The organism is Sphingomonas sediminicola (genome assembly GCF_049991885.1).
GTDB lineage: Bacteria > Pseudomonadota > Alphaproteobacteria > Sphingomonadales > Sphingomonadaceae > Sphingomicrobium > Sphingomicrobium sediminicola.
Genome location: NZ_CP178916.1, coordinates 2,718,562 through 2,740,754, shown reverse-complemented (window position 1 = coordinate 2,740,754; position 22,193 = coordinate 2,718,562). Strand labels below are relative to the sequence as shown.

Annotated in this window: 15 protein-coding genes; 4 read left to right on the top strand and 11 right to left on the bottom strand. The window is 62.7% G+C overall.

What is annotated here, in order from left to right; genetic code table 11:
• Positions 1 to 5: 5 nt before the first annotated feature.
• Genes trpD through trpA form a run of 4 tightly spaced genes read left to right on the top strand, consistent with a single transcriptional unit; the run spans position 6 to position 4,408 of the window.
• Entirely contained in the window at positions 6 to 1,082 is a 1,077-nt protein-coding gene (gene trpD, locus ACMC5O_RS14210) for an anthranilate phosphoribosyltransferase (RefSeq protein ID WP_426693051.1), read from the top strand.
• Positions 1,075 to 2,466 (top strand): bifunctional indole-3-glycerol-phosphate synthase TrpC/phosphoribosylanthranilate isomerase TrpF, encoded by a 1,392-nt coding sequence (gene trpCF, locus ACMC5O_RS14205; RefSeq protein ID WP_187708239.1) that lies wholly within the window; start codon positions 1,075 to 1,077, stop codon positions 2,464 to 2,466. Before trpD ends, trpCF begins: the two co-directional genes overlap by 8 nt.
• Complete coding sequence (gene trpB, locus ACMC5O_RS14200) at positions 2,457 to 3,617, top strand: tryptophan synthase subunit beta (RefSeq protein ID WP_187708240.1); 1,161 nt, start codon at positions 2,457 to 2,459, stop codon at positions 3,615 to 3,617. Before trpCF ends, trpB begins: the two co-directional genes overlap by 10 nt.
• Positions 3,614 to 4,408 carry a tryptophan synthase subunit alpha gene (gene trpA, locus ACMC5O_RS14195; RefSeq protein ID WP_426693050.1) on the top strand — a complete coding sequence of 265 codons (795 nt, stop codon included), beginning with the start codon at positions 3,614 to 3,616 and terminating at the stop codon, positions 4,406 to 4,408. The genes trpB and trpA overlap by 4 nt, the downstream gene beginning before the upstream one ends.
• Here the strand turns inward: trpA and ACMC5O_RS14190 are convergent, their stop codons facing one another.
• From ACMC5O_RS14190 to ACMC5O_RS14140, 11 genes are all read right to left on the bottom strand, one after another.
• Complete coding sequence (locus ACMC5O_RS14190) at positions 4,409 to 6,370, bottom strand: TonB-dependent receptor (RefSeq protein WP_426693049.1); 1,962 nt, start codon at positions 6,368 to 6,370, stop codon at positions 4,409 to 4,411.
• 77 nt (positions 6,371 to 6,447) lie between these two features.
• Entirely contained in the window at positions 6,448 to 7,302 is an 855-nt protein-coding gene (locus tag ACMC5O_RS14185) for a glycoside hydrolase family 16 protein (protein ID WP_222949826.1), read from the bottom strand.
• 12 nt (positions 7,303 to 7,314) lie between these two features.
• Positions 7,315 to 8,607, bottom strand: coding sequence for an MFS transporter (locus tag ACMC5O_RS14180; RefSeq protein WP_426693048.1), 1,293 nt, complete (start codon positions 8,605 to 8,607; stop codon positions 7,315 to 7,317).
• The gene (locus ACMC5O_RS14175; protein WP_426693047.1) at positions 8,604 to 10,022 is read right to left on the bottom strand and encodes a glycoside hydrolase family 30 protein; all 1,419 of its coding nucleotides are present in this window, start codon (positions 10,020 to 10,022) and stop codon (positions 8,604 to 8,606) included. The genes ACMC5O_RS14180 and ACMC5O_RS14175 overlap by 4 nt, the downstream gene beginning before the upstream one ends.
• Positions 10,022 to 11,518 carry a tryptophan halogenase family protein gene (locus ACMC5O_RS14170; RefSeq protein WP_426693046.1) on the bottom strand — a complete coding sequence of 499 codons (1,497 nt, stop codon included), beginning with the start codon at positions 11,516 to 11,518 and terminating at the stop codon, positions 10,022 to 10,024. The genes ACMC5O_RS14175 and ACMC5O_RS14170 overlap by 1 nt, the downstream gene beginning before the upstream one ends.
• 12 nt (positions 11,519 to 11,530) lie before the next feature.
• On the bottom strand, positions 11,531 to 13,516 hold the full coding sequence (locus ACMC5O_RS14165; RefSeq protein ID WP_426693045.1) for a glycoside hydrolase family 3 protein: 1,986 nt from the start codon (positions 13,514 to 13,516) through the stop codon (positions 11,531 to 11,533).
• Between the two features lie 7 nt (positions 13,517 to 13,523).
• The gene (locus tag ACMC5O_RS14160) at positions 13,524 to 16,409 is read right to left on the bottom strand and encodes a TonB-dependent receptor (protein ID WP_222949828.1); all 2,886 of its coding nucleotides are present in this window, start codon (positions 16,407 to 16,409) and stop codon (positions 13,524 to 13,526) included.
• Between the two features lie 106 nt (positions 16,410 to 16,515).
• A complete protein-coding gene (locus tag ACMC5O_RS14155; RefSeq protein ID WP_187708246.1) occupies positions 16,516 to 17,559 on the bottom strand; it encodes a LacI family DNA-binding transcriptional regulator in 1,044 nt (347 codons plus the stop codon).
• Between the two features lie 43 nt (positions 17,560 to 17,602).
• Positions 17,603 to 18,541, bottom strand: a complete 939-nt coding sequence (locus tag ACMC5O_RS14150; RefSeq protein WP_187708247.1) for an alpha/beta hydrolase — start codon at positions 18,539 to 18,541, stop codon at positions 17,603 to 17,605.
• Positions 18,541 to 20,604 carry a glycoside hydrolase family 97 protein gene (locus ACMC5O_RS14145; protein ID WP_426693044.1) on the bottom strand — a complete coding sequence of 688 codons (2,064 nt, stop codon included), beginning with the start codon at positions 20,602 to 20,604 and terminating at the stop codon, positions 18,541 to 18,543. Before ACMC5O_RS14145 ends, ACMC5O_RS14150 begins: the two co-directional genes overlap by 1 nt.
• The gene (locus tag ACMC5O_RS14140) at positions 20,601 to 22,190 is read right to left on the bottom strand and encodes an alpha-amylase family glycosyl hydrolase (protein WP_187708248.1); all 1,590 of its coding nucleotides are present in this window, start codon (positions 22,188 to 22,190) and stop codon (positions 20,601 to 20,603) included. The genes ACMC5O_RS14145 and ACMC5O_RS14140 overlap by 4 nt, the downstream gene beginning before the upstream one ends.
• Between the last annotated feature and the right edge of the window lie 3 nt (positions 22,191 to 22,193).

Here is a 22,193-nt window from a genome sequence, read left to right as displayed (position 1 = left end):
ATTCCATGTCCATTGTCCAACTCCGCGCGGAGTCCTTCGAGACTGACGTCGCCAGCCTGCCCGCCGACGTTCCCGTGCCCAATCCGCTCCCGAAGCTGCTCGCCGGGGAGGATTTGCCGATCGAAGATTCCGAACATCTGTTCGAACGGCTCGTGCTTGGCCGCCTCGAACCGGCCGAGATCGCAGGAATGCTGATCGCCCTTCGAATGAAAGGGGAGACGGCGGAAGAAATGATCGGCGCCGCGCACGCGCTGTCGGCAGCTGCGCTTCCGTTCGATCGGCCAGATTATTTGTTCGCCGACTGTTGCGGCACGGGGGGAGACGGGTCGGGGCTGATCAACGTGTCGACCGCCACAGCCCTCGTTGCCGCTGCGGCCGGTCTTCCGATCGCGAAGCACGGCAATCGCAGCGTCAGCTCGCGATGTGGATCCGCCGACGTGCTTGAAGCACTGGGAGCGAAGATCGACCTCGGTCCCGAAAAGGCGCGGTCACTGCTCGACGAGACCGGCTTCTGCTTTCTGTTCGCGCCTGCCTACCATCCTGGGATGAAGCACGCGGCGCTCGTTCGTCGTCAATTATCTGTCCGGACGGTGATGAATCTGCTCGGCCCCTGCATCAATCCGGCACGGCCGCCAGTACAATTGCTGGGTGTCGCCGACCCGAAAATGCTTCGCCGAATAGCGCAAACCCTGGATGCCGTCGGCGTCTCGGAAGCGCTCGTCGTCCACGGCTCAGGACTCGATGAGATAGCTCTTCACGGCGAGACCCGCGCGATTCGCCTATCGCGAGGCGAACTCACGGAAATCGAAATCACCCCGGAAGAGGCAGGGCTGGAAAGGGCTCCTCTGAACGTCGTCACCGGCGGTGATGTTGAGGAGAATGCGGCGCGGCTTCGAATCCTCCTCGACGGTGAAGGATCTCCCGCGCAATCCGACATCGTCATCCTGAACGCCGCTGCGCTTCTCTACACCGCGGGCAAGGCGGCCTCCCTCAAGGATGCGGCCGGTGCCGCACGTGACGCCCTGCTGTCCGGCAAATCGGGCAAGATCCTCGATCTATATGTCGAGGCCTCTAATGACTGAGCCGGTGGGTGTGCTTGGCGAGATCGCCTCGGCCAAAAAGCAAGAGATTTCGAGCCGCTTCGACGGAGTCGCGCTCGACGGGCTACGCTCAGAAGCAGGGAAGACCGGACGCAGCTTGATCAGCCAGATCCAAAAGCCTGGCTCTTCCTTCATCCTCGAAATCAAAAAGGCATCGCCCTCGGCTGGCGCGATCCGTAGCGACGCGGATGCAGGTGCCATCGCGCGCGGATATTCGGGTGTTGCCGATGCCCTCAGCGTGCTCACCGACCGCAAGTTCTTCGGCGGATCGGCTGACGACCTGAAAGCTGCGCGCGCCGCATTTGATGCGCCCATCCTCGCCAAAGATTTTTTCATCGACAGGCGTCAGGTGGTCGAAGCGCGGATTTCGGGGGCCGACGCCGTCCTGGTGATGTTGTCGCTTCTCGATGACGAGCGAGCGCGCGAAATCATCGACGAGGCCCAAGCATTGGGCATGGACGTGCTTGTCGAGGTCCACGACGAGCGAGAAATGCGCCGGGCGCTGGCGCTCGACGCTCCCCTGATCGGCATCAACAATCGCGACCTTCGCGATCTCACGATCGACCTCGCGGCGACGGAACGGCTGGCTGGTCTCGCGCGCGACCACCTATTGGTCGCCGAGTCCGGTATCGACAGCCGCGCTGATGTGGACCGTCTATCGGGCCTCGTGAACGGGTTTCTCGTTGGCAGCGCCCTGATGCGTTCGGAAAGGCCCGCTGAGGCGGCGCGCACTCTGATCTTCGGGCGGGTGAAGCTCTGTGGCCTGACCATTCCCGACGACGTGAGAGCTGGCCGACCAGCGACATTTGCAGGATTTGTCTTCGTTCCGGGCAGCCCACGTAATTTGACCGCCGAGCAGGCGGCGCCCCTCGCCGGCCTTGCACGCTGCCAAGGAGTTTTGCCGACGGGGGTTTTCCGGAACGCTCCCCTATCAGTCGTGGCAGACCTTGCGACCTTGCTGAACCTGCATGCCGTACAGCTCCACGGCAACGAGGACGTCGAATATGTGCGGGCGTTGCGGCGGCAGCTTTCGCAGGATTGCGAAATCTGGACCGCGGTGAGCGTCGGTCGCAGCCCGCATCCGAACCGCGGCGGCGATCGGATCCTGTTCGACAACGGCAACGGAGGAACCGGAAGGACCTTCGATTGGGACCTGATCCAGCGTCATCCGGACTTGCCGAAAGCGTTGGTTGCAGGCGGGATCGGTCCTTCGAATGCACGTTCAGCAAGCCGACTCGGCGCCTACGCGATCGACGCCGGCTCCGCGCTGGACGTTATGCCCGGAATGAAATCACCCGTGAAAACGCGCGCGTTCTTTGAAGCGCTCCGGCCGGCCTGCCGCGAAAGCCTTCGCGCGTGCGCCTAGATGGCAGGTTCGGTCGGTTCGGCGGGACCTATGCTCCCGAAATCCTGGTGCCGGCACTGGAACAGCTCGAGGCGTCGTTTCTCGATGCGCAGGACGATGCGGGCTTTCAGGCCGAGCTTGGCGATCTGCTTGCCAACTACGCCGGCCGTCCGACACCGCTTACCCGCTGCCGCAATCTGCCCGGCCAGATCTATCTGAAACGCGAGGACCTGCTGCACGGCGGTGCGCACAAGACGAATCAGGTTCTTGCGCAGGGACTGCTTGCAAAGCGAATGGGCAAGACGCGACTGATTGCGGAGACAGGCGCCGGCCAACACGGCGTCGCGACGGCGATCGTCGGCGCGCTGATGGGTTTCGAGACAGTCATCTACATGGGCGCCGAGGATGTCGAACGGCAGGCGCTGAATGTCTTCCGGATGCGCCTAATGGGTGCCGAGGTCGTTCCGGTAGAAAGCGGCGGACGGACGCTGAAGGACGCGATCAACGAAGCGCTCCGCGACTGGTCCTCAAGCTTCGAGAACACGCACTATCTTCTCGGCACGGCCGCTGGACCGCATCCTTTTCCGACAATGGTGCGTGAGTTCCAGCGGGTAATCGGTCGCGAAGCAAAGGCGCAGATCATTTCTCAGCTTGGGCGCCTTCCCGACGCCGTGATCGCATGCGTTGGTGGCGGATCGAACGCGATCGGCCTGTTCGCTGATTTCCTGTCGGACGACGTGCAACTGATTGGCGTTGAGGCCGCGGGCCGCGGGCTCGACGGGGCCGAGCATGGCGCGACGCTCCTTCGCGGCCGGCCCGGCATTCTCCACGGGGCGGAGACCTACGTACTTCAAGACGAGGAAGGCCAGATCGCGGACACCTGGTCGGTGTCGGCCGGGCTCGATTATCCAGCCGTAGGACCCGAGCACGCCTATCTCAAGGAAACCGGAAGAGCCGAATATGTCGGCGCGTCTGACGAGGAAGCGCTGAGCGCGTTTAGGGTGCTGGCGACGAACGAGGGCATTCTTTGCGCGTTTGAATCAGCCCACGCCCTCGCCCATGCGCTGAAAATCGCGAAGGATCGGCCCGCTGCAGCTCTCCTGGTCGGACTGTCTGGTCGTGGCGACAAGGACGTTGCGCAGGCACAGCAATTGCTCGGAACGCCAGCATGAGCCGCTACGCGAACTTGTTCGAGCGGTTGAAAGCGAGCGGCGAAGGCGCGTTCGGCGGCTTTCTCATGCTCGGCGATCCGGACCTCGCGACCAGCGCAAGGTTGCTCGGCGCTCTTGTCGAAAGCGGGGCCGACATGATCGAGGTCGGCATCCCCTTTTCCGATCCGGTTGCGGACGGGCCAATCATCCAGGCGGCCTCGAAACGAGCGCTGGACGCAGGTGTCCGTGTCGGCGACTGTTTCGACTTGATCGCTGGCTTCCGCGAAAAGCACTCCGACGTCCCCACCGGCATCCTGACCTACGCCAATGTCGTGGTCGCACGGGCAGGCTTCATGCGCGACGCGGCGGAAGCGGGTGCGGACAGCCTGCTAATCGCCGACGTCCCAGCACTCGAAGCGGAACCGTTCGCGCGGGAAATGGAGCAATCCGGACTCGAGCCGGTGCTCATCGCCGCGGCCAATACGCCGGACCCGACGCTCCGATCGATTGCGAAGCTGTCCAAGGCCTACACCTATTGCGTGAGCCGATCCGGCATCACCGGCACACACGCCGATGCGCAATTCGATCGATCACTCCCCGCGAAATTGAAGGAGGCGGGCGCACCGCCGCCGGTGTTCGGCTTCGGTATCTCCAAGCCTGCACACGTCCAAGCCGCGCTTGCCGCTGGTGCGGCCGGAGTGATCAGCGGATCCGCAATCGTCCAGCTAGCTCGTGAGAAGGAAGGAACAGCGCGGCTCAGGCAGTTCGTATCGGCAATGAAGGCGGCGACGAGGTCAGAACTCGTCTCCTGATCATCGGGAGGAAAATCTCAGTCCGAGCCAGAGGGTCCTCGGCGTTGCTCGCTCGACCGAGCCGTCGTCGTTCAATGCGGCCGTCACGGACTCGTCGAATAGGTTCTGACCTCGGGCGATGATCTGCAATTTGTCGCCCAGCGGCCATGAAGCGAAGGCGTCGATCGTAGTCGCTCCAGGCAATAGGTTCCGGTTGAGGTCGTCCTCATACTGCGAGCCCACATGGCGGATCTCGATGGAGGCCGACCGGCCTTCCGACTCCCAGCCGACACCGCCGGAGAGAATGACTTCCGGCGTCTGTGCGGGCCGCAATCCGTCGAGCGCCGCGGACACCCCGTCCGCGACAACCCTTGCGTCCGTGAAGCTGGCGCCGAGCCGGATCGACCATGGACCGCTCCGGACTTCCCCAGCCGCTTCGATGCCGCGAACGTTAATGGCCCTGATGTTCTGGCGCTGGCGATAGTCGCCGGCGACGAAGCCGACACCCGGGAAAATGCCGGGGCCGCGACCGAGCGTGACGTTGGCGATCGGGTTGGAAAGGCGGTTGACGAAGACTGTCACCGACGCGTCGATGATGCCCCGCTGAAGACGGGTGCCGGCTTCCACGCCAGACAGTCTTTCCGGATCGAGCAGGGGATTGGCAGCAGTCGCGTCGGCCCCCGCACGGAATGGCCGGAAGAGCTCGTTCAGGGTGGGCAGGCGCCAGCCGTGATAGGCGGCTCCCCGGAGGCTAGCGCCGTGCCCAAGGTCGATTAGGGCCCCGAGCCTCGCCGTCGGTCGCCATCCGCTGCGGCTTCCATACGCTTCGTCCCGCGTCACGGTATCACCAGCAAGCAGGCGTTCCAGAAGCCTTCCGTCGGAAATCCGCCAGCGGTCGATTCGGACCCCGCCGTTCACCGTCAGGGAACCCCCCTCCGAACTGGCATCGAGGAACAAGCCTGCGGTTGCACTGTCGCCGCCAGCGATCCGGCGTCTGGTCGGCTGACCGCCAGCGTAGGCGTATAGCTCGCGGGACTCACCCGTCGTGGAGCGGGCATCTGCCCCGAAGCGGAGGTCGATTCCGGGCCCGAGGGGCGGCCGGATTTCGAAGCCCGCACCTTGTCCTGTCGACGGCACGGAATCCTGGAGCGACACACGCGACGCGTTTGCCCGTTCGTCATCGACGCTGGCGAAGCTGCTTCGCAGGTTTCGCCATTGCGCGTAGCCGAGCGCCACCCACTGCCACCGTCCGTGTCCGACTAGCCGGAGCGATGCGTCGGCTCCACGGGTGCGGTTCCCCGTGAAAGGAAGACCGCGGTTGCGGCTGTCGGCAAATCCAAGCCCGCCAAGCTGCGCTTCCACTTTGTCCGCAACAGGTATGACCCAGCGAGCGCGGACGCTGCCCTCGCGATAGGGTGCCGCCTCGTCGGCAGGCCCACGCGTGGCCTCGGTGACCGGCACGAAACCGTCGCTACGTCCCGCCTGGGCGTCGAGCGCCAGGAGACTCTCTCCAAACTCCTTCCCCAAATAAGCATGGCCGCGCACCGACTGCCGGCTTCCGCCTTCGAGCGAGGCATCGAAGCTGCCCGCGGCGGCGGAGCGCATCTCGATAAACCCGGCGAGTGCACCGGGTCCATGAGAGACGCTGCCGGCCCCACGGACGATCCGGACCTCGTCCAGACCAGCGGCGTCATAGGCAGGCCAGTTCACCCATCCACCGAACGGATCAGTCTGCGGCACGCCATCAAGCACGAGAAGCGCGCGGCTGGACGCGTTCCCACCGAGCACGCGCAAGGTGACCCCCTGGCTCGTGGGATGCCCGCTCGTGGAATCGGACCGCCGGAATAGCTGCAAGCCGGCGACCTGCTTCAATATCTCATCCAGCTCGTGCGCCGGAGCATTGCTAAGACGCCGGGAACCGATGATTTCAACCTGGTAAGCCGTCTCGGCCACCGGGTCGGGAAGTGCCTTTCCGGTGACCACGATTGCCTCTGCGGGAGGCTCGGAAGGCGGAATTGCGAGCAGCATCCTTACGTTCGAAATACCACCTTCTTGGCGGCTTAGCCTCTTTCGCCTGCCCGAACCTGCCAGACGCGGACGTAATCCACTTCCATCCGCTGCGGCAGAGCCGCGTCGTCCATGCCCTTCTGGCCAGCCCAGTCGCCGCCCATCGCAAGGTTGAGGATCAACTTGTACGGCGTATCGAACGGCCAGGCGCCTTTGCCGCCCGGCTGGTCGTTGAGGACGCGGAGAATGCCCTGACCATCGACGCCGATGGCGATGGAATCCGGTCGCCAGTCAAGCTGGTAGACGTGAAATTCATCGCAGCTGGTCGAAACGAGTTTTTGCGCGCTGCGCTGCGTCTTCTTCACGTGGTTGAACAACAATGTGTGGAGCGAAGCGTAGATCAGGTTCGGCTCCGCCCCGACCTGCTCCATGATGTCGATCTCGCCGTCGTCGGGCCATTTCTTGAGATCGACCGGAAGCATCCAGATCGCGGGCCAGGTGCCGCGCGCACAAGGCAGCTTCGCGCGAATTTCGTAGAAGCCGTATGTCCAGCCGGCGCCCTTCGAATAGATCCTCGCCGACGTGTAATTCTGGCCGCCCCAATCCGGATATTTCGTGGGGTCCAGCGTTTCGCGGCGTGCTTCAAACCTCAGGACGCCGTTCGCCACACCGATGTTTTCCAGGCGGCCAGCCGAGTAATATTGCAGCTCCCCGTTGTGCCATCCCTGCTTGTTACGGGCCGTGTCGTAGGCCCATTTCGCGGTGTCGAGCCGGTCGCCGTCGAACTCGTCCTGCCAGACCAGCCTGGCATCGGCGGGACGCTTGACCGGCCCTCCGTACGACGCATTGGTCACAGTGAACTGCGACTGCGCTGCGGCCATCATCATCAGAAGGGAAGCAAACGGCATGAGCTACTCCACTTATGGAATGGGCGAGGCGCCGATTTCCGGCTGCGGCGATAACGCGTTCCGGCCGTCGCGAGCCGCAACCGCGAAAATCGCGATGAACGCATAGGCGCCGAGCGGAACGATGAAGGACGCGCTCAAACCAAAGATGTCGGCGATCGCGCCAACCGCTATGGGAAGCAGGGCCCCGCCCAGAATGGCGAGACAAAGCAAGCCGGAGGTCGCGCTGCTGGAAACTCCAGAGCGCTCGAGCGTGAGGGAGAAGATCGTCGGGAACATAATCGAGTTGAAGAAGCCGATTGCGAGCGCCGCATAGCCGGATATTTCACGCTCGGAGACGAGGACGACCACGCATAGCAGCGCGGCTATGATCCCGCATGTCGCTAGGAGGCCGGCCGCGCGGACCCGCGTGAGTAGCAAGGTCCCTGCGATCCGCCCGCACAGCGCACCGCCCCAGTAGAAATTGGCCAGGTATCCGCCAGCATCCTCGAACGAAATTCCGAGCACGTCCGGCTGGTTGAGGAAATTGATCATGATACTGCCGATGGATACCTCAGCACCGACATAGAGCCCGATTGCCGCCGCTCCGAAAATTGCCCAGCGGGATCGAAGGGCCTCGAACATACCAGTGGGTGACGGAAGCGCTCTGGGAGCTGCTCGCACCAGGAAGCTTCGCGAAACCGCAAGAAAGAGAAGCAACGTGCCGAGCAGGGCAGCCATGATCAGGAACGCCCGGTCAACCGCTGCCAGCAACTGGTTCCGCCGACCAGCTTCCAGAATGAAGTCCGAGCCGACCGTACCTGCAGGGTCTCCGAGCATCACCAGCGAACCGAAATGGACGCCGATCACAACTCCCAGCGAGTTGAAGGCCTGGGCAAAATTGAGCCGGAAATGGCTATACTGCGGGGAGCCAAGTCCGGCCGCGAGCGGGTTTGCGGCGACCTGCAGTGCGGTGTAGCCGGCTGCAAGCACGAACAACGCAATCAGTATGGGCACGAAGGCAGCGAGATTCGTGCTGAGCACTACGAGCAGGCAGCCGCAGACCATGACGGAGAGAGATCCAAGGATCATGTCGACAGGCCCGACACGACTGGTGACCCAGGCAGCAGGGAGCGACAGCAGACCAAAGGCGAGGAAAAAGACGATCTGCGTGAAAAGAGCTTCGGTGTAGTTGAGGCTGAACGCGGCCCTTAGCGCGACGATCAGCGGGTCGTTATTCGAGGTGATGAACCCCCAGGCGAAGAATAGCGTCGTGACTGCCGCAAAGGCGAGAAGCGTGCTTCTCCGATCCTGATCGGCCGCAGTCACTGGCGGCCGCTTCGCGCTCCCCAGCGCAATGTTGCGACGGAGCCGGCAGGCATGGCGACCGAGTAGCGTTCGCCATCGAGCGCAAGGCTCACGGGACCCTCGCCCGACTTGCGATACAGAATGGCTACGCGGCTTCCGTCGCGATTGAGGAAGGCCGCGCCCTCAACCCCATCGCTGCGGCTGACCGTCGAGACGCGATAAGCCCCGGGAAGGACGAACCGGCTCGCGTGGCCAAGCGCGTAATATTCGACGTTTCGCGTAATTGCCCCGGTTGCGGGATCGATCGTCACGACACCCCGACAGTCGCCGCAACCGCCCTTGTGCGGCCCGTACTTCGGGTCGAGCGCAAGGTTCCAAAGCAGGGTGCCGCGCGACCAGTGGTTGGCTGCGCCGATGATGAGCTTGCTTGTGAACCAGCCGAGGGCCTCGCCGAATTTTGGGGCCCATTCGCCGCCCGAGCATTCGGTGAACCATGTGTCCTTGTCGGGGAAAGCGTCGTGGACCTGCGACTGCGCCGAGACGTCACCCTCGTAACAGTGCCACGCGACGCCCGAGATGTATTTGCGCGCGTCCGGGTCGGAGAGCACCGCCCACGGCATCTCCGGATTGTCCCAGTTGTGATCGTAATCGAGGATCTCGGTCTCGAGACCGCGTGAACGGAAGACCGGTCCGACGTGCTTGCCGATGATCGCGGCGCGTTCCGGCGGATTCACACGCATCCCCGGATAATCGGCAGGCTCGAAATCCGGCTCATTCTGGATCGTTAGCATCGACACCGGAACGCCCTCGCGCCCGAACTCCTCGACCGTTCGCGCAAGGTAAGTCGCGAATGCCGGGTAATATTGCGGTTCGAGCTGGCCCTTGATTAGGCTCTTCGTGGTCTTCATCCACGCGGGAGCGCTCCACGGGCTGATCATCACCTTGAGGTCGGGATTGATCGCCAGCGCCTCGCGTGTGCGCGGGAGGACGTAACGCCGCGCATAATCGATAGTGAAATGCCGCAGCGCCGGGTCGGGCGTATTTCCAGGCGTATCGTCGTAGCTGTAATGGTCCGGCGAGAAATCCGACGCTCCAACCGTCAGCCGCGTGAACGAGAAACCGAGCCCGTTCGGACCACGGCCGAACAGCTCTTCCATGATCGCCTTGCGCTTGTCCTCGGGCAGGCCGCTGAACAATTGCGCGGTAGCGTCGGTCATGGCCGCACCGAAGCCGTGCATCCTCTGGAAGTGCTTCGACGAGTCGATCGTTATCGCTTCGTCGCCAGCGGTTGCTCCCGCCGATTGCTGGTCAGCCTGAGGAGCGAGCTTCTGCGTCTCGTCGGCGGTGGTCAGCCACATGCCAGCGGCGGTCGATGACGGCTGCGAAAGCGTAGTGCATCCAGCAAGTGCCAGGCTCAGCGCCAAAGCGACCCGCATCACGCGACCGGTTCCGCCTGGCAGTATTTCCGAACATATTCGGCATGATCGGGCATCACCTGAACGCAACGATCGATCGTCGAAGCGATATTGCCCAGGAATTGCTCGATCTGCGGATCGCTCTTGATCCCGACGAGGGGGTCGTGGGACCTCGGAACAACCCCTTGGCCGAGGAAGACCTGAATCCAGCTTTCCTCGCTGAACAGCTCTTCGTCCTCGCGGAAAATGCGACCGTTGGAGCGCCACAGGTCAATCTTGCGCTGGAGCGTCGCCGGAAGCTCCATCGTCCGGCAATGGCGCCACAGGTCGGAATCATCCCGTTGGTTTGCCCAATAATGGAGGATGATGAAGTCGCGGACCCGCTCCCATTCGAAGTCGGACTGCCGATTGAACTCGTCCCTGTTCGCCTCGTCGGTATGTCCGTCCGGGAACAGCCGAACGAGCCGGATCGCGGCTGATTGCACCAGATGAAGACTGGTCGATTCAATCGGCTCCAGGAAACCAGCAGCGAGCCCGATCGCGACGCAATTGCGGTTCCACATTTTCCGGCGCTTGCCCGGTGTGAACCGGATCCGGTTCGGATTTCCGGCCTGTTCGCCATCAAGATTGGCAAGAAGCACTGCCTCAGCGGCATCGTCATCGATGTAACGGCTCGAATAGACGTGACCATTGCCGGTTCGGTGCTGAAGACCGATGCGCCATTGCCAACCAGCTTCGCGCGCCGTCGCGCGGGTCAGGGGAACGAGCGGACCGGTCCGCTCACATGGCACCGCGATCGCGCGATCGCACGGCAGCCAGTGCGTCCACTCCTCGTATCCGGTCTCCAGCTTCTGCTCGATCAGGAGCCCACGGAACCCGGAGCAGTCGATGAAGAAATCCGCCTCGATCTTGCGGCCGTCCTCGAGTGTGACACTCGCGATGTCGCCGTTCTCGTGCATGCCGACATCGATGATCTTGCCTTCCGTTCGCCTGACGCCGTGCTGTTCGGCAAGGCCACGCAAGTAGCGACCGTATAGGGACGCATCGAAATGGTAGGCGTAGGCAATATGGCCGATCGGCGAGTCGCCCATATCGGACCGGGCATGCATGAACTTGTTCTGCAATGCGGCAGCAGTGTTGATCGAATAATCGGCGAAGTCGCGCGCGCGCCCCTTTTGGTTGGCCCGCAACCAGTAGTGATGGCAGCGAAGCCACTCCCAGTCCTGGCCGATTACCCCGAAACCGTGGATGTAGCTGTGGCCCTTCTTCCACCAATCGACGAACTGAACGCCGAGTTTGAAGGTGGCCTGGGTGCGCTGCATGAACTCGACTTCGTCGAGCTGCACCAGCTCATTATATTTCTTGATCGCCGGAATGGTCGCTTCGCCGACGCCGACGATGCCGATCGCTTCGCTTTCAACCAGCTCGACGTCGTAGAGCCCTTGGAACAGCTTCCCGAACAGCGCGGCGGTCATCCAGCCAGCCGAGCCACCGCCCACGATGAGAATCTTGTGCATGGCTGTCTGTGATTACCGGCTTTCGGCTGGGCAGGCCATTGTGACCGGCGCTTCGGGGAGGCGACCGAGACGCGAGCCACCGCCCAGCGACAGGCCGTAGCCGCGGCGGAACTGGTATCCGCCTTGCTGCGGTAGGCAGTCGCCCGCCGGCCAGTCGAACGAAAGCCTGCCTGCGAAGTCGTAAGCCGGCCGGTCGTCCGCTCCGGCGAACAGAAGGTCGACAATGCCCTGGCCCTCGGTTCCGGGAAGCCAGGCTGCAACGAAGGCGTCCGACCGGTTGATAAGATCGTTCGCTGCAACCGGCCGTCCGGAATAGAGCACGGTCACGACCGGAACGCCCTTTCCGCTGACCCGATCGAGTGCCTGCAGATCCTGGGGATAGCGAGCGCTGTGCCGAAGCGGCGCGGGGAAGGTGATGTCACCCTTCATCTCGGCATAGGGCTGCTCGGCAGCGACCATGACGACGCCGCTGTATTTGCTGACATCGACCCCGGTGCCATCGGCGCTGTAATCGACGCGATCGGCGCCCAGCGACTTGCGCATCGAGGCCAGCAAGGTCTCGGCGTTCGGATATTCGGAGGTCTTGGTATTGTCGCCCTGCCAGGTCAGCGACCAGCCGCCGGACTGCATCGGCAAGCTGTCCGCACCGGCGCCAACAACGAGGATCTTGCCGCTCCGCTTGAACGGAAGAACGCCACCATCGTTCTTCAGTAGGACGAGCGACTTGCGCACCGCCTCGCGCGCAAGTTCGCGGGCCGCCGGAGAGCTCATCACCGACGCATCGGGATGCGGACCCGTCGCCGGCGAAGCGTCGAACAGCCCGGACTTGAGCTTCACTCGGATGATCCGCGAGACGGCATCGTCGATGCGGCTCATCGGAATACGGCCGGCTTTCACGTCCTCCACCGTCGCAGGGATGAACTGCTTCCAGTCGTCCGGGACCATGATCAGGTCGATGCCGGCATTGATCGCCTGGGGGCAGTGCCATTTGGTGCAGCCCGGGACCTGCTCGATGCCGTTCCAGTCGCTGACGACGAGGCCGTGGAATCCGAGGCGCTGCTTGAGCACATCTCCGACGAGATGCGCGTTACCGTGCATCTTGCCCCACTGCTGTCCGGACGCGGTGTCGGTGAAGCTGGAATAGCTGACCATGACCGTCTGAACGTCGGCCGCCAGCGCACCGTAATAGCCCGCGGAGTGAGTCCGATAGAGGTCGGCTTCGCTCGTGCGGGTTTCACCTTGGTCCACGCCGTGGAGAGTGCCGCCGTCGCCCAGCCAGTGCTTCGCCGTAGCGAGGACGGAAGTGGGGCTGCCCAGCCGACCCTGAAGACCCCGGACCATCGCTCCGGCATAGCTGCGGACGAGCTCGGGATCCGAGCTGTAGCTTTCATAGGTCCGCCCCCAGCGCGGGTTCTGGACGACCGCCAGCGTCGGGGCGAAGGCCCAGGTGATTCCGGTCGCGCGCACCTGCTCGGCGGTTGCGCGGCCGATGCGCTCCAGCAGTTGGGGATCGTGCGCCGCGCCAAGCCCGATGTTGTGCGGGAAGAGCGTCGCTCCGTAGATGTTGTTGTGACCGTGAACGGCGTCGGTGCCCCATATCACGGGGATCTTCACCGTCATGTCGGTCGACATCGACGCCTTGTAGAATTCGTCCGACAGCTTCAGCCAGTCGTCCACGCTCGAATGCATGTTCATGGCCGGCCACGCGCCGCCGCCGTTCAGGATCGAGCCGATGTAATACTGGCGAACCTCGTCCGGCTTGATCGAGCGGATGTCCGGCTGAGTCATCTGCCCGATCTTCTGCTCGAGAGTCATGCCGGCAACGATCGACCGCACCCGCGCATCAATCGCCGCATCCGCCGCAGTGGCCGGCGGAACCGCTGCGGCCGGCCAGATCGACTGAGCAGTCTGCGCAGTCTGGCAAGCCGCAAGCAGCGATGCCGAAAGGCCAAGAAGGAGCGTACGCCGGTGCTTCCGGACCTTCGAAAAAGCAGACATGATTACCTTAGAACTTGTAGTTGAAGCCTAGCAGGTACTGGCGGCCGTACTTCTCATACGTCTCGATGAACGTGCCTCCATCCGCAGTTGTCGGCCCGCCCTGGTCCAGACCAATGCGTGTCCGGTACGGCGAGTTCGTCAAGTTATAGACCTGGAGGAGCGCTCCTAGACCCTTGAGCGAGCTCGTATCCGGGAACGTGTAGCCGATCTGCGCATCGACCTGCTTGTCCGCAAGGATCTGCGTGAAGCCGCGGTTGGTGAACAGCTGCACCACTTCACCCTTGTACGGCGAGCGGTAACGATAGCTCAGGCGAGCCTGGAAGCCGTACTTCTCGTAATAGCCGCTCATGTTGAAGACCGTGCCTGACAAGCCCGGAATTCGAACCTTCTCGCCGGAATTGTCGGTCGGATTGAGGTTCGAGGTGGTCTTCGACCAGCTGCCAATCACGCCGAAGCCGTCCAGTAGCGACGTGAGCCGCTTGAGCTCCAGCGCTCCGCTGACTTCGACGCCCTGCAGGTCTCCGCCCGGACCATTGTCCGGCATGGTGACCGTCCCGATCGGGCTGACGATCACTCCCGCGGGAATGTTTGCCGCCGTCGATGGAAGCGGGAAGCCTGTGAAATCGAACGGCATCACGCGAGTGAAGATGTAGTTGTCGAGCTTCTTGTAGAATGCAGCGACCGAGATGTAGCTCGCCGGTCCGATATACCATTCGTAGGCTAAGTCGGCTGCCCAAGCCCGCCATGGCTGCAGATCCGGATTGCCTCCGCTTGCCGACCATGGATTGACCGTCTGGCCAGGAACGCACGGCGGGCTCCCGCCGCAAACGCTGCTGTTGAAGCCTGGCGTCAGGTTGGCACGCATATCGTCCATGCGCGGACGCGCGAGCACCTTCGACGCCGCGAAGCGGATCCGATGACCTCCGCCGATATCGTAATAGGCGTTCAGGCTGGGCAGGAAGTCCCAGTAGCTGGTGCCCTCTTTCACCATCTCAATCGTGGCAGGCGAATCGATGAAGTTGATCCGCGAGCCAGTCGACTCCTGCTTCTGGTTGACAACCTGGAAGCCCATGTTGCCGTGGAGGTCGCCAGATGCGAACTGCAGGCGAACCTTGAACGTGGTCACATCTTCCTTGATCCGCCACGCCTTGTCGAAGTGGTTCGCATCCTCGAGCTCGACAAAGTCGTAATAGCGGTCGAGGGCGCTCGGCAGATCAACGCTAAGCACATTGCCAAGCCCTGCGAAATCGAGCGAGGTCGGGTCGACCAGATCACCACTGTCGACAAGCGTCTGGAGACGATCGTTCTTCAGCATAAGGTCCCACTCGTCGACGCGCTTCTTCTTGTCGCGGCGGGTGAAGTTGACGCCTAGATCGATCGCCTCGATGACGCTGTTCATCGGCTGGTAGCGAAGGCCGGCGTCCGCAGCGTAGATCTGCTCCTTGACGTGCGGCGACTTGAACAGGCCGTCATGACCCCAGCCGCCCCATGGAGCGCGATCGCCGAGTGAGACCTGGCTCGCATCGGCGTAGTCCAGGCCGGTGCTGTACTGCGGGAAGGCGTCGCCGGTGATGTCCCAACTGATGGAATCGAATACGCGGTTTGCGTTCTGGTCGGCCGCGGTGACGCAGCAGCCGTAGCCAGCGTAGGTCTCCGTCACCGTCTCTACGCGCCGGTTACGGGAATAGCTGAGGTCAGTGATCAGTGAGAGCTGGTCGCTGAACTTGAATTCATTGTTCAGGCCAGCAGCGAACAACCAGTCGTCACGCTTATTGTAGTCGTTGCGAAGCTGAGGAGCGACGCCGTTCGCGGTGCCCGTAACGGCGAGCTCGGTCCCGCCGACGTCTTGCGTGGTGACACCGGTGAACGTTTGCGAGTCCGCCCAGACGTTCGAGAACCATTGCGCACCGCGCATCGTCTCGCGCTGCTTGAAGCGCGAATAGTAAAGGTCGAGGATCGTGTGGACCCGATCGCTCGGCTCCCACTCGGCGATGCCGATCGCCGCAAGGCGCTTGTTGTTACGTGAGTAGGCGAAGACCTCCTGCCCCGTCAGGAACGTCGCGTCCTGGGCATCCGCCGGCGAGATGTTCGCCTCGATGCCGCAGCAGAAGGTCTCGTAATTGTAGGCCTTGGTGTGGCGGTTGCTCGACGGTGAATCGAGATAGGCGACGCCGAGCGCGATCCCGAACTCCGGAGTGATCTTGTCGATGTAGCTGACCGACGCGCGACCGCCCCAGTTCTTGACGTCATCGTTGAGCTTGCCGCCGCCGTTGAGCTCGCCGCGAACGTTGACCGCCACGGTCCGTTCTTTGAAATTGAGCGGACGGACAGTGCGAAGGTCCGCCGTGCCGGAAAGACCGAAGCCGGCAATGTTCGCATCGGGCGTCTTGTAGATGACGACGCTTGCCAGGAGCTCAGACGGATATTGGTCGAATTCGACCGCTCGGTTGTCGCCCGAGCTCGCCTGCTGGCGTCCGTTGAGCAACGTCGTCGTGAAGTCAGGCGCAAGGCCGCGAATCGAAATGACCTGCGCACGGCCGTTGACGCGCTGAGCGGCGAGGCCGGGGAGACGTGCGATCGATTCGGCGATGGAAATGTCGGGGAGCTTGCCGATATCTTCGGCCGAAACCGCTTCGACGATCCCTTGCTCACGGCGCTTGGTATCGATCGACGACGCGATACCGCGGCGAATGCCGGTGACGATGATCGCCTGGTCCGAGGACTGATCGGTCGGCTCGGGATTGCCTGGCGTCGGCGCCGTGTCCCCTGGCTGCGGCTGATCAGTCGGCGGTTGCGTCGTGTCCTGCGCGAAAGCTTCCGACGAAACGGCGAGCAAGAGCGAAGTGCCGGCCAGTAGAAATGCGCGGCGGGCCTTCAGCGTCGAACTGATCAATGATTCTCTCCCCTGTACAGGCTTGCCCGCGATGTACGCACAAGCCGACGCCCCCATTCTCCCAATGGAAGCGCTTCCATTTTGGTGCGTCAAAGGATCGCGGGAGTCAAGCTTCCGAGTGTTGCGCCGGAGCCGCAGTGGACTCCCGAATGATGAGTTCGTGAGGGAGCGCCTCGTAACAGGCGGCATCGTCAAGAGCCCGCTCGATCAACATGTGAACGGCGCGCTCGGCGATGTCCTTGATCGGTTGCCTGATCGTGGTGAGCGGCGGCCACACGATTTCCGACATTGGCGTATCGTCGAAGCCCGTGACCGAAATGTCTTTGGGAATCGCCGCTCCGGCGCGATGCAATGCGAGCATTGCTCCGGCGGCCATGTCGTCGTTGGCGCAGGCGAGCGCGGTGATCCCTTTGCGTTCACGAAGCAGATGTTCTGCCGCCTCCACGCCCGACTTGAAGGTGAAGTCGCCCGAGGCGGTCCACGGCTCTGCTTTAATGCCTGCCTCAGCCAGCGCGTCGAGGAATCCGTCGTAGCGGAGCGATGCGGCCAAATGATCTTCCGGACCCTTGATGAAGCCGATCCGTCGATGTCCCAGCGAAGTGAGATAGGTGCCCAGCGCGTGGCCGCCGGCGCGCTCGTCGATACCCGCAGACGAAACGACCGCCCGCCCCTGTTCCCCCGCTGATACCGCGGCGACGCGCACCCCCGCCTTCTTCATTGCCAGGAGGAGGTCAACGTCGTCCGACAGCGGCGGCGGCAGCACAATCCCCGCCGGCCGCTCCCGCTCGATGATCGAGGACAGCAGGTGGTTGCGGTCCTCCCGGTCCGGATCGACCGCGCGCGTGACCAGATCGTAACCGAGCGCGGAGCAGGCGCGCAGCGCTCCTAGCTCAAGGCCCGAATGATAATAGCTGTTCGGCTCCCGCTCGAGGTCGTGCGAGTGGATGAGCAGAATCGTTCGGCCCGCTCCGCTGGCCAGTGCGCGCGCCTGTTGATTGACCGAATAGCCAAGCGCCTCGACCGCCTGCCGCACTTTCTCGCGCGTCTGGGGCCGAACGTTTTGCTCGTTGTTCAGGACCCGCGAAACGGTAACGCGCGCGACCCCTGCCGCCCTTGCGACGTCATCGATCGTTGCCTTTCGCTCGCTCACGCGCGCAAGGTGACAATCGTTCGCACCGGCCGCAACGCCTGCATCATTTTGACCGAACGGATTTTTCCGGCGGCAGCAGGAAGCGCAGGGGGATTTCGAGCCGTGAAGCCCAGTTGATCTCGTTGTGCGCCTGACCGGGGAAGTTGCGGCTTATCCAATTTACACCCTGACGATATCCGCGATGGGCGACGATTGTGTCAATCCTTCTCTGGTAGCGCGCATAGATTGCATCCAGCGTTTCGCTGCCGTGATCGAAGTAGAGCTGGTGCGTCTTCGGGTTCGGTAGCGCGGGCGCGAGATATCGCTCGAACGCGGACGAGACGACTTCATATTCCTGATCGGTAATCGACTTCCCGCCGTCAGCTGGAAGGAACAACGGCCAGTGCGTCGAGACCATGCCCGCGCCGCCGAAGACCTGCGGATATTCGTCGACCGCATAGAGCGAGATGAGCGCGCCCATCGACGACCCCATGATCGCGGTGTTGGCGCGGTCCGTTTTCACTCGAAAGCGCTTGTCGATCCTGGGTTTGAGCTCGCTGACGATGAACTTGAGATAGCCGTCGGACAGCGGATCACCGCCGTAAAGGCGGCGGACCCGATCCATGTATTGCGGCGGCAAATGCCCGAAGGCCTTGGACGGCACATATTCGCGAAGCCTCTTCGGCGTGTTCCAGATGGCGACGACGATCGTCGGCCGAACTTTCCTTTCACGGATCAGGCGGTCGAGCGTCTCGTCGACCTTCCACTCCATGCCGCCATATCCGGTTTCCGGATCGAACAGGTTCTGGCCGTCGTGCATGTAAAGGACGGCGTGGCGCGGGCCCCTTGGCTTGTAGGTGCTCGGAAGCCATACCGTTACGTGACGCGGGTCCGAATATTTCGAATGAACCACGCCCAGATCGACCAGCGTTCCGGCGTCAACCTTTGCCGTCGCGGGTTCGGCGACGAGCAAAAGCAGCACTGCCAGGAATAGTCGGAACATCAGCGGATCGGGACGAAACGTACTGCTGCTCCGCCGCCCGGAGCGATGCGCATCGCAAGTCTGGCCCTCGCCGTTACCACCTTCTGCTCGATCACGATCGAGCGCGGATTGGTACGATAGTCGGCGTCATCGCCGTCGCGGTAGATCTCCGCGCGATAACGCTGGCCCGGCTTCAGGAAATCGAGCGCGACGTCGAAGCGGCGCTCCTGCTCGTCGCCTACTGCGCCGACGAACCACTGGTCCGAACCCCGAGCCTTGCGCGCGAAGACTGCCATGTCGCCGACTTCGCCGGCGAGCATGCGCGTTTCGTCCCAGTCGACCGCGACGTCCTTGATGAACTTGAACGTCTGCGGATTGGCCTCGTAATTCTCGATCAGGTCCGGCGCCATTTGGATTGGCGAGTAGATGACCACGTAGAGCGCCAGCTGCTTCGCAAGCGTGGACAGGATCTGCGTGTTGTTCTTGCCGGTCAGGCTAAGGACGCCAGGCGTGAAATCCATTGGTCCCGAGATCAGCCTCGTAAAGACGAGATTCGCCTCATGTTCGGGCGGGTTCTTGGGCTCGCCCCAGGCGTTGTATTCCATACCACGCTGGCCCTCGCGGGAGACCCAGTTCGGATAGGTGCGGCGGAGGCCCGTGTCCTTCACCGGCTCGTGCGGATTGACGGCGATGTGCCGCCTGGCCGCCTCGGTGACGACCTTCAGATGGTGGTTCACCATCACCTGGCCTTCGTGCCATTCGAAGTGGATCTTGCCGTCCGCGCCTTCGGCCTGGATGCCGCCGGCGTCAGCGACATAGCCGGTCTTCACGGCAGGCACTCCGAGACGCTGATAAAGATCGAGCGCTGGCCCGAGCTGCTTCTCGTAGTTGGCTATGTTCCCGGCTGTTTCGTGGTGCCCGATCAGCACGACTCCCTTCGAGCGTGCGTAGCGCGTCACTTCGGCGATATCGAAGTCCGGGTAGGGCTCGGTGAAGCTGAACTCGAACCCGCGTCCGAACCAGTCGCCATCCCAGCCCTTGTTCCAGCCTTCGACCAGCACGCCGCCGAATCCGTTCTTCGCGGCGAAATCGATCATGCGTTTGGTGTATTCGGTGGTCGCTCCATGCTTCGGGCCGGAATTCCACGTTTTCCGGTCAAGGTGCATGTCCCACCAGATGCCGACATATTTCATCGGCTTCACCCAACTCACATCGCCGAGCTTGTTGGCCTCATTGAGGTTCAGGATGATCTGTGCGGAGCGGTAGAGCGACGGCGCATCGGGAGCGATCATGATCACGCGCCAAGGAGTCGCGAATGGCGTATCGCGGCTGACCTTCGGGCCGTTGGAAGACGGCGTCAAAACCGCCTTAAAGGTCCGCCCGCCGACGCGGCGAAGGTTCATTCCTGAATAGTCGACCAGCGCCGCTTCATGGAACGACAGGTGAAGCCCGCTCACGGTGCGAACGGTCAGCGGAGTCTGAGCAGTCCCGACCTGCTCAATCGGCGTGCGGTTGTAGACATACTCCTCGCGGTTCCATTCGAACGCGGGGTCCCACCAGGCCTCCCCCGGCTCGGCGATCGCAAACTCGGTGAGTTCATCCGCGATGTTCGCATGTCCAAGCTTCGTCTGCTGCGGAAGCTCGTAACGGAAGCCGACGCCGTCGTCGTAGACGCGGAACACGACGGTCATCCGCCTTTTGTCCCAATTCTTCTCGTCGAACCTGACGGTCAGCTCATTGTAGTGGTTGCGGACACTTCGATACTCGCCCCATGGCTGTTCCCAGGCCTCGTCGAAGCCACGGGTCGACTGCCCAGCAAAGGCGAAATTGCGCAGCATCTCGGGGGCGTCGGTGAACAGGAAACCGAGGCGGCTTTCGGTGATGACCGGCTTGCCGAGCCGCGACACCTTGTAACCGACGCGGCCTTCCGGATTGAGCGTCACGTCGACATGGATCGTTCCCGAAGGAGAATCGACTCCCGCGACGGCACGCGATCCGGCAGCCGCCTGCGCCACGTCCTGAGCAGCGGCAGGGACGGCAACGAGGCACAGGACGAAGGCGGCAAGCATGCGAAGCAGGGTCATGTGATCTCCTCGATCACTGCCGAGTAAGGTCCGACCTTCCCGCCGTCGAGGCTGCCCGTGCTGAAGAAGGCTTTGCCTACCGCCACACCATAGGTCGCCGGTCGATCCGAGAGGTTGAACGTGCACCGCAATCGCTCTGATCCTGCAATCCGGTCGAAGACCAGCACGTCGCCTTCTGACTCCACGATCTCCATCGATCCTTGGCGCAGCGCAATGTGCTTGTTGCGGAGCCTCAAGGCTTCGCGTGTGAACTGCAGCAGAGACCCGCAGTCTGATTCCTGCTGATCGACCGCGAGCGCGGCGTGGCTCTCACCCACGGGAAGCCAAGGCCCCGACTGCGAAAAGCCAAGCTCTGGCGCATCACATTTCCAGGGCATGGGGGTGCGAGCGCCATCGCGGCTTAGCGTTTGCGGCCAGTTCGCGATCGCTTCAGGATCCTGCAGCCGCTCGTATGGCACATCGACCTGGGGCAGCCCCAGCTCTTCGCCCTGATAGAGAATGATCGACCCCCGCAGTGTCGCGAGAAGCAACATCTTCACGCGCGCGAATTGGTCGCGATGGTCTTCGTCGGCCCAGCGAGAAATCGCCCGGGGCGCGTCGTGATTCTCGAACGCCCAGGTCGGCCAGCCCGCGTCATTCGGCCAATCCTTCGCGACGCGCGCTACGAGCTGCGGTGTCAGCCTCTCCGCATAAAGGAAATCGAAGCCGTAGGCGCTGTTCAGCCGTGAATTGCCTTCGGTGAACGCGCGCATCTCTCCAAGCGCATGATCGCCACCGACTTCGGCAAGGGTGAAGCGGTCGCCATACTCGTTCGTGACCGCCCGCAACCGCTCGAGAAATTTCGCGATGTCGGGATGCGACTGGTTGTAGAGATGCTGCTGGAAATCGAACGGACGCGTGCGCTTGCCGCCGTTTGGAGCAGGCGGATTATCTCGCAGCTCCGGGTCGTGCATCGCGAAGTTGATCGCATCGATGCGAAAGCCGTCGACACCGCGATCGAGCCAGAAGCGCGCAACGTCAAGCAACGCATCCTGCACCGCGCAATTGTGCACGTTGAGGTCGGGCTGCTCGGGCAGGAAATTGTGCAGATAATATTGCCCGCGCCGCGCGTCCCAGGTCCACGAAGGCCCGCCGAAAACGGATTGCCAGTTGTTCGGAGGAGAGCCGTCCGGCTTTGCGTCCGCCCACACGTACCAGTCCGCCTTTGGATTATCGCGGTTCGACCGGCTTTCCTGGAACCAGGGATGCTGGTCGGAACTGTGCGAATAGACCTGATCGATGATGACCTTCAGCCCAAGCGAGTGCGCACGCTCGACCAACATATCGAAGTCACGGAGTGTCCCGAACACCGGATCGACACCGCAATAATCGGCGACATCGTAACCGAAGTCGCGCATCGGTGAGGTGAAGAAGGGCGACAACCAGATGCCGTCGACGCCGAGATCCCGGACGTAATCGAGCTTCTCGGTGATGCCGGGCAGATCGCCGATCCCGTCACCGTTCGAATCCGAAAAACTGCGCGGGTAGATTTGATAGATCGCCGCGCCGCGCCACCACGCAGTCGAAGTAGCGGCAGCGCTTTGCATACG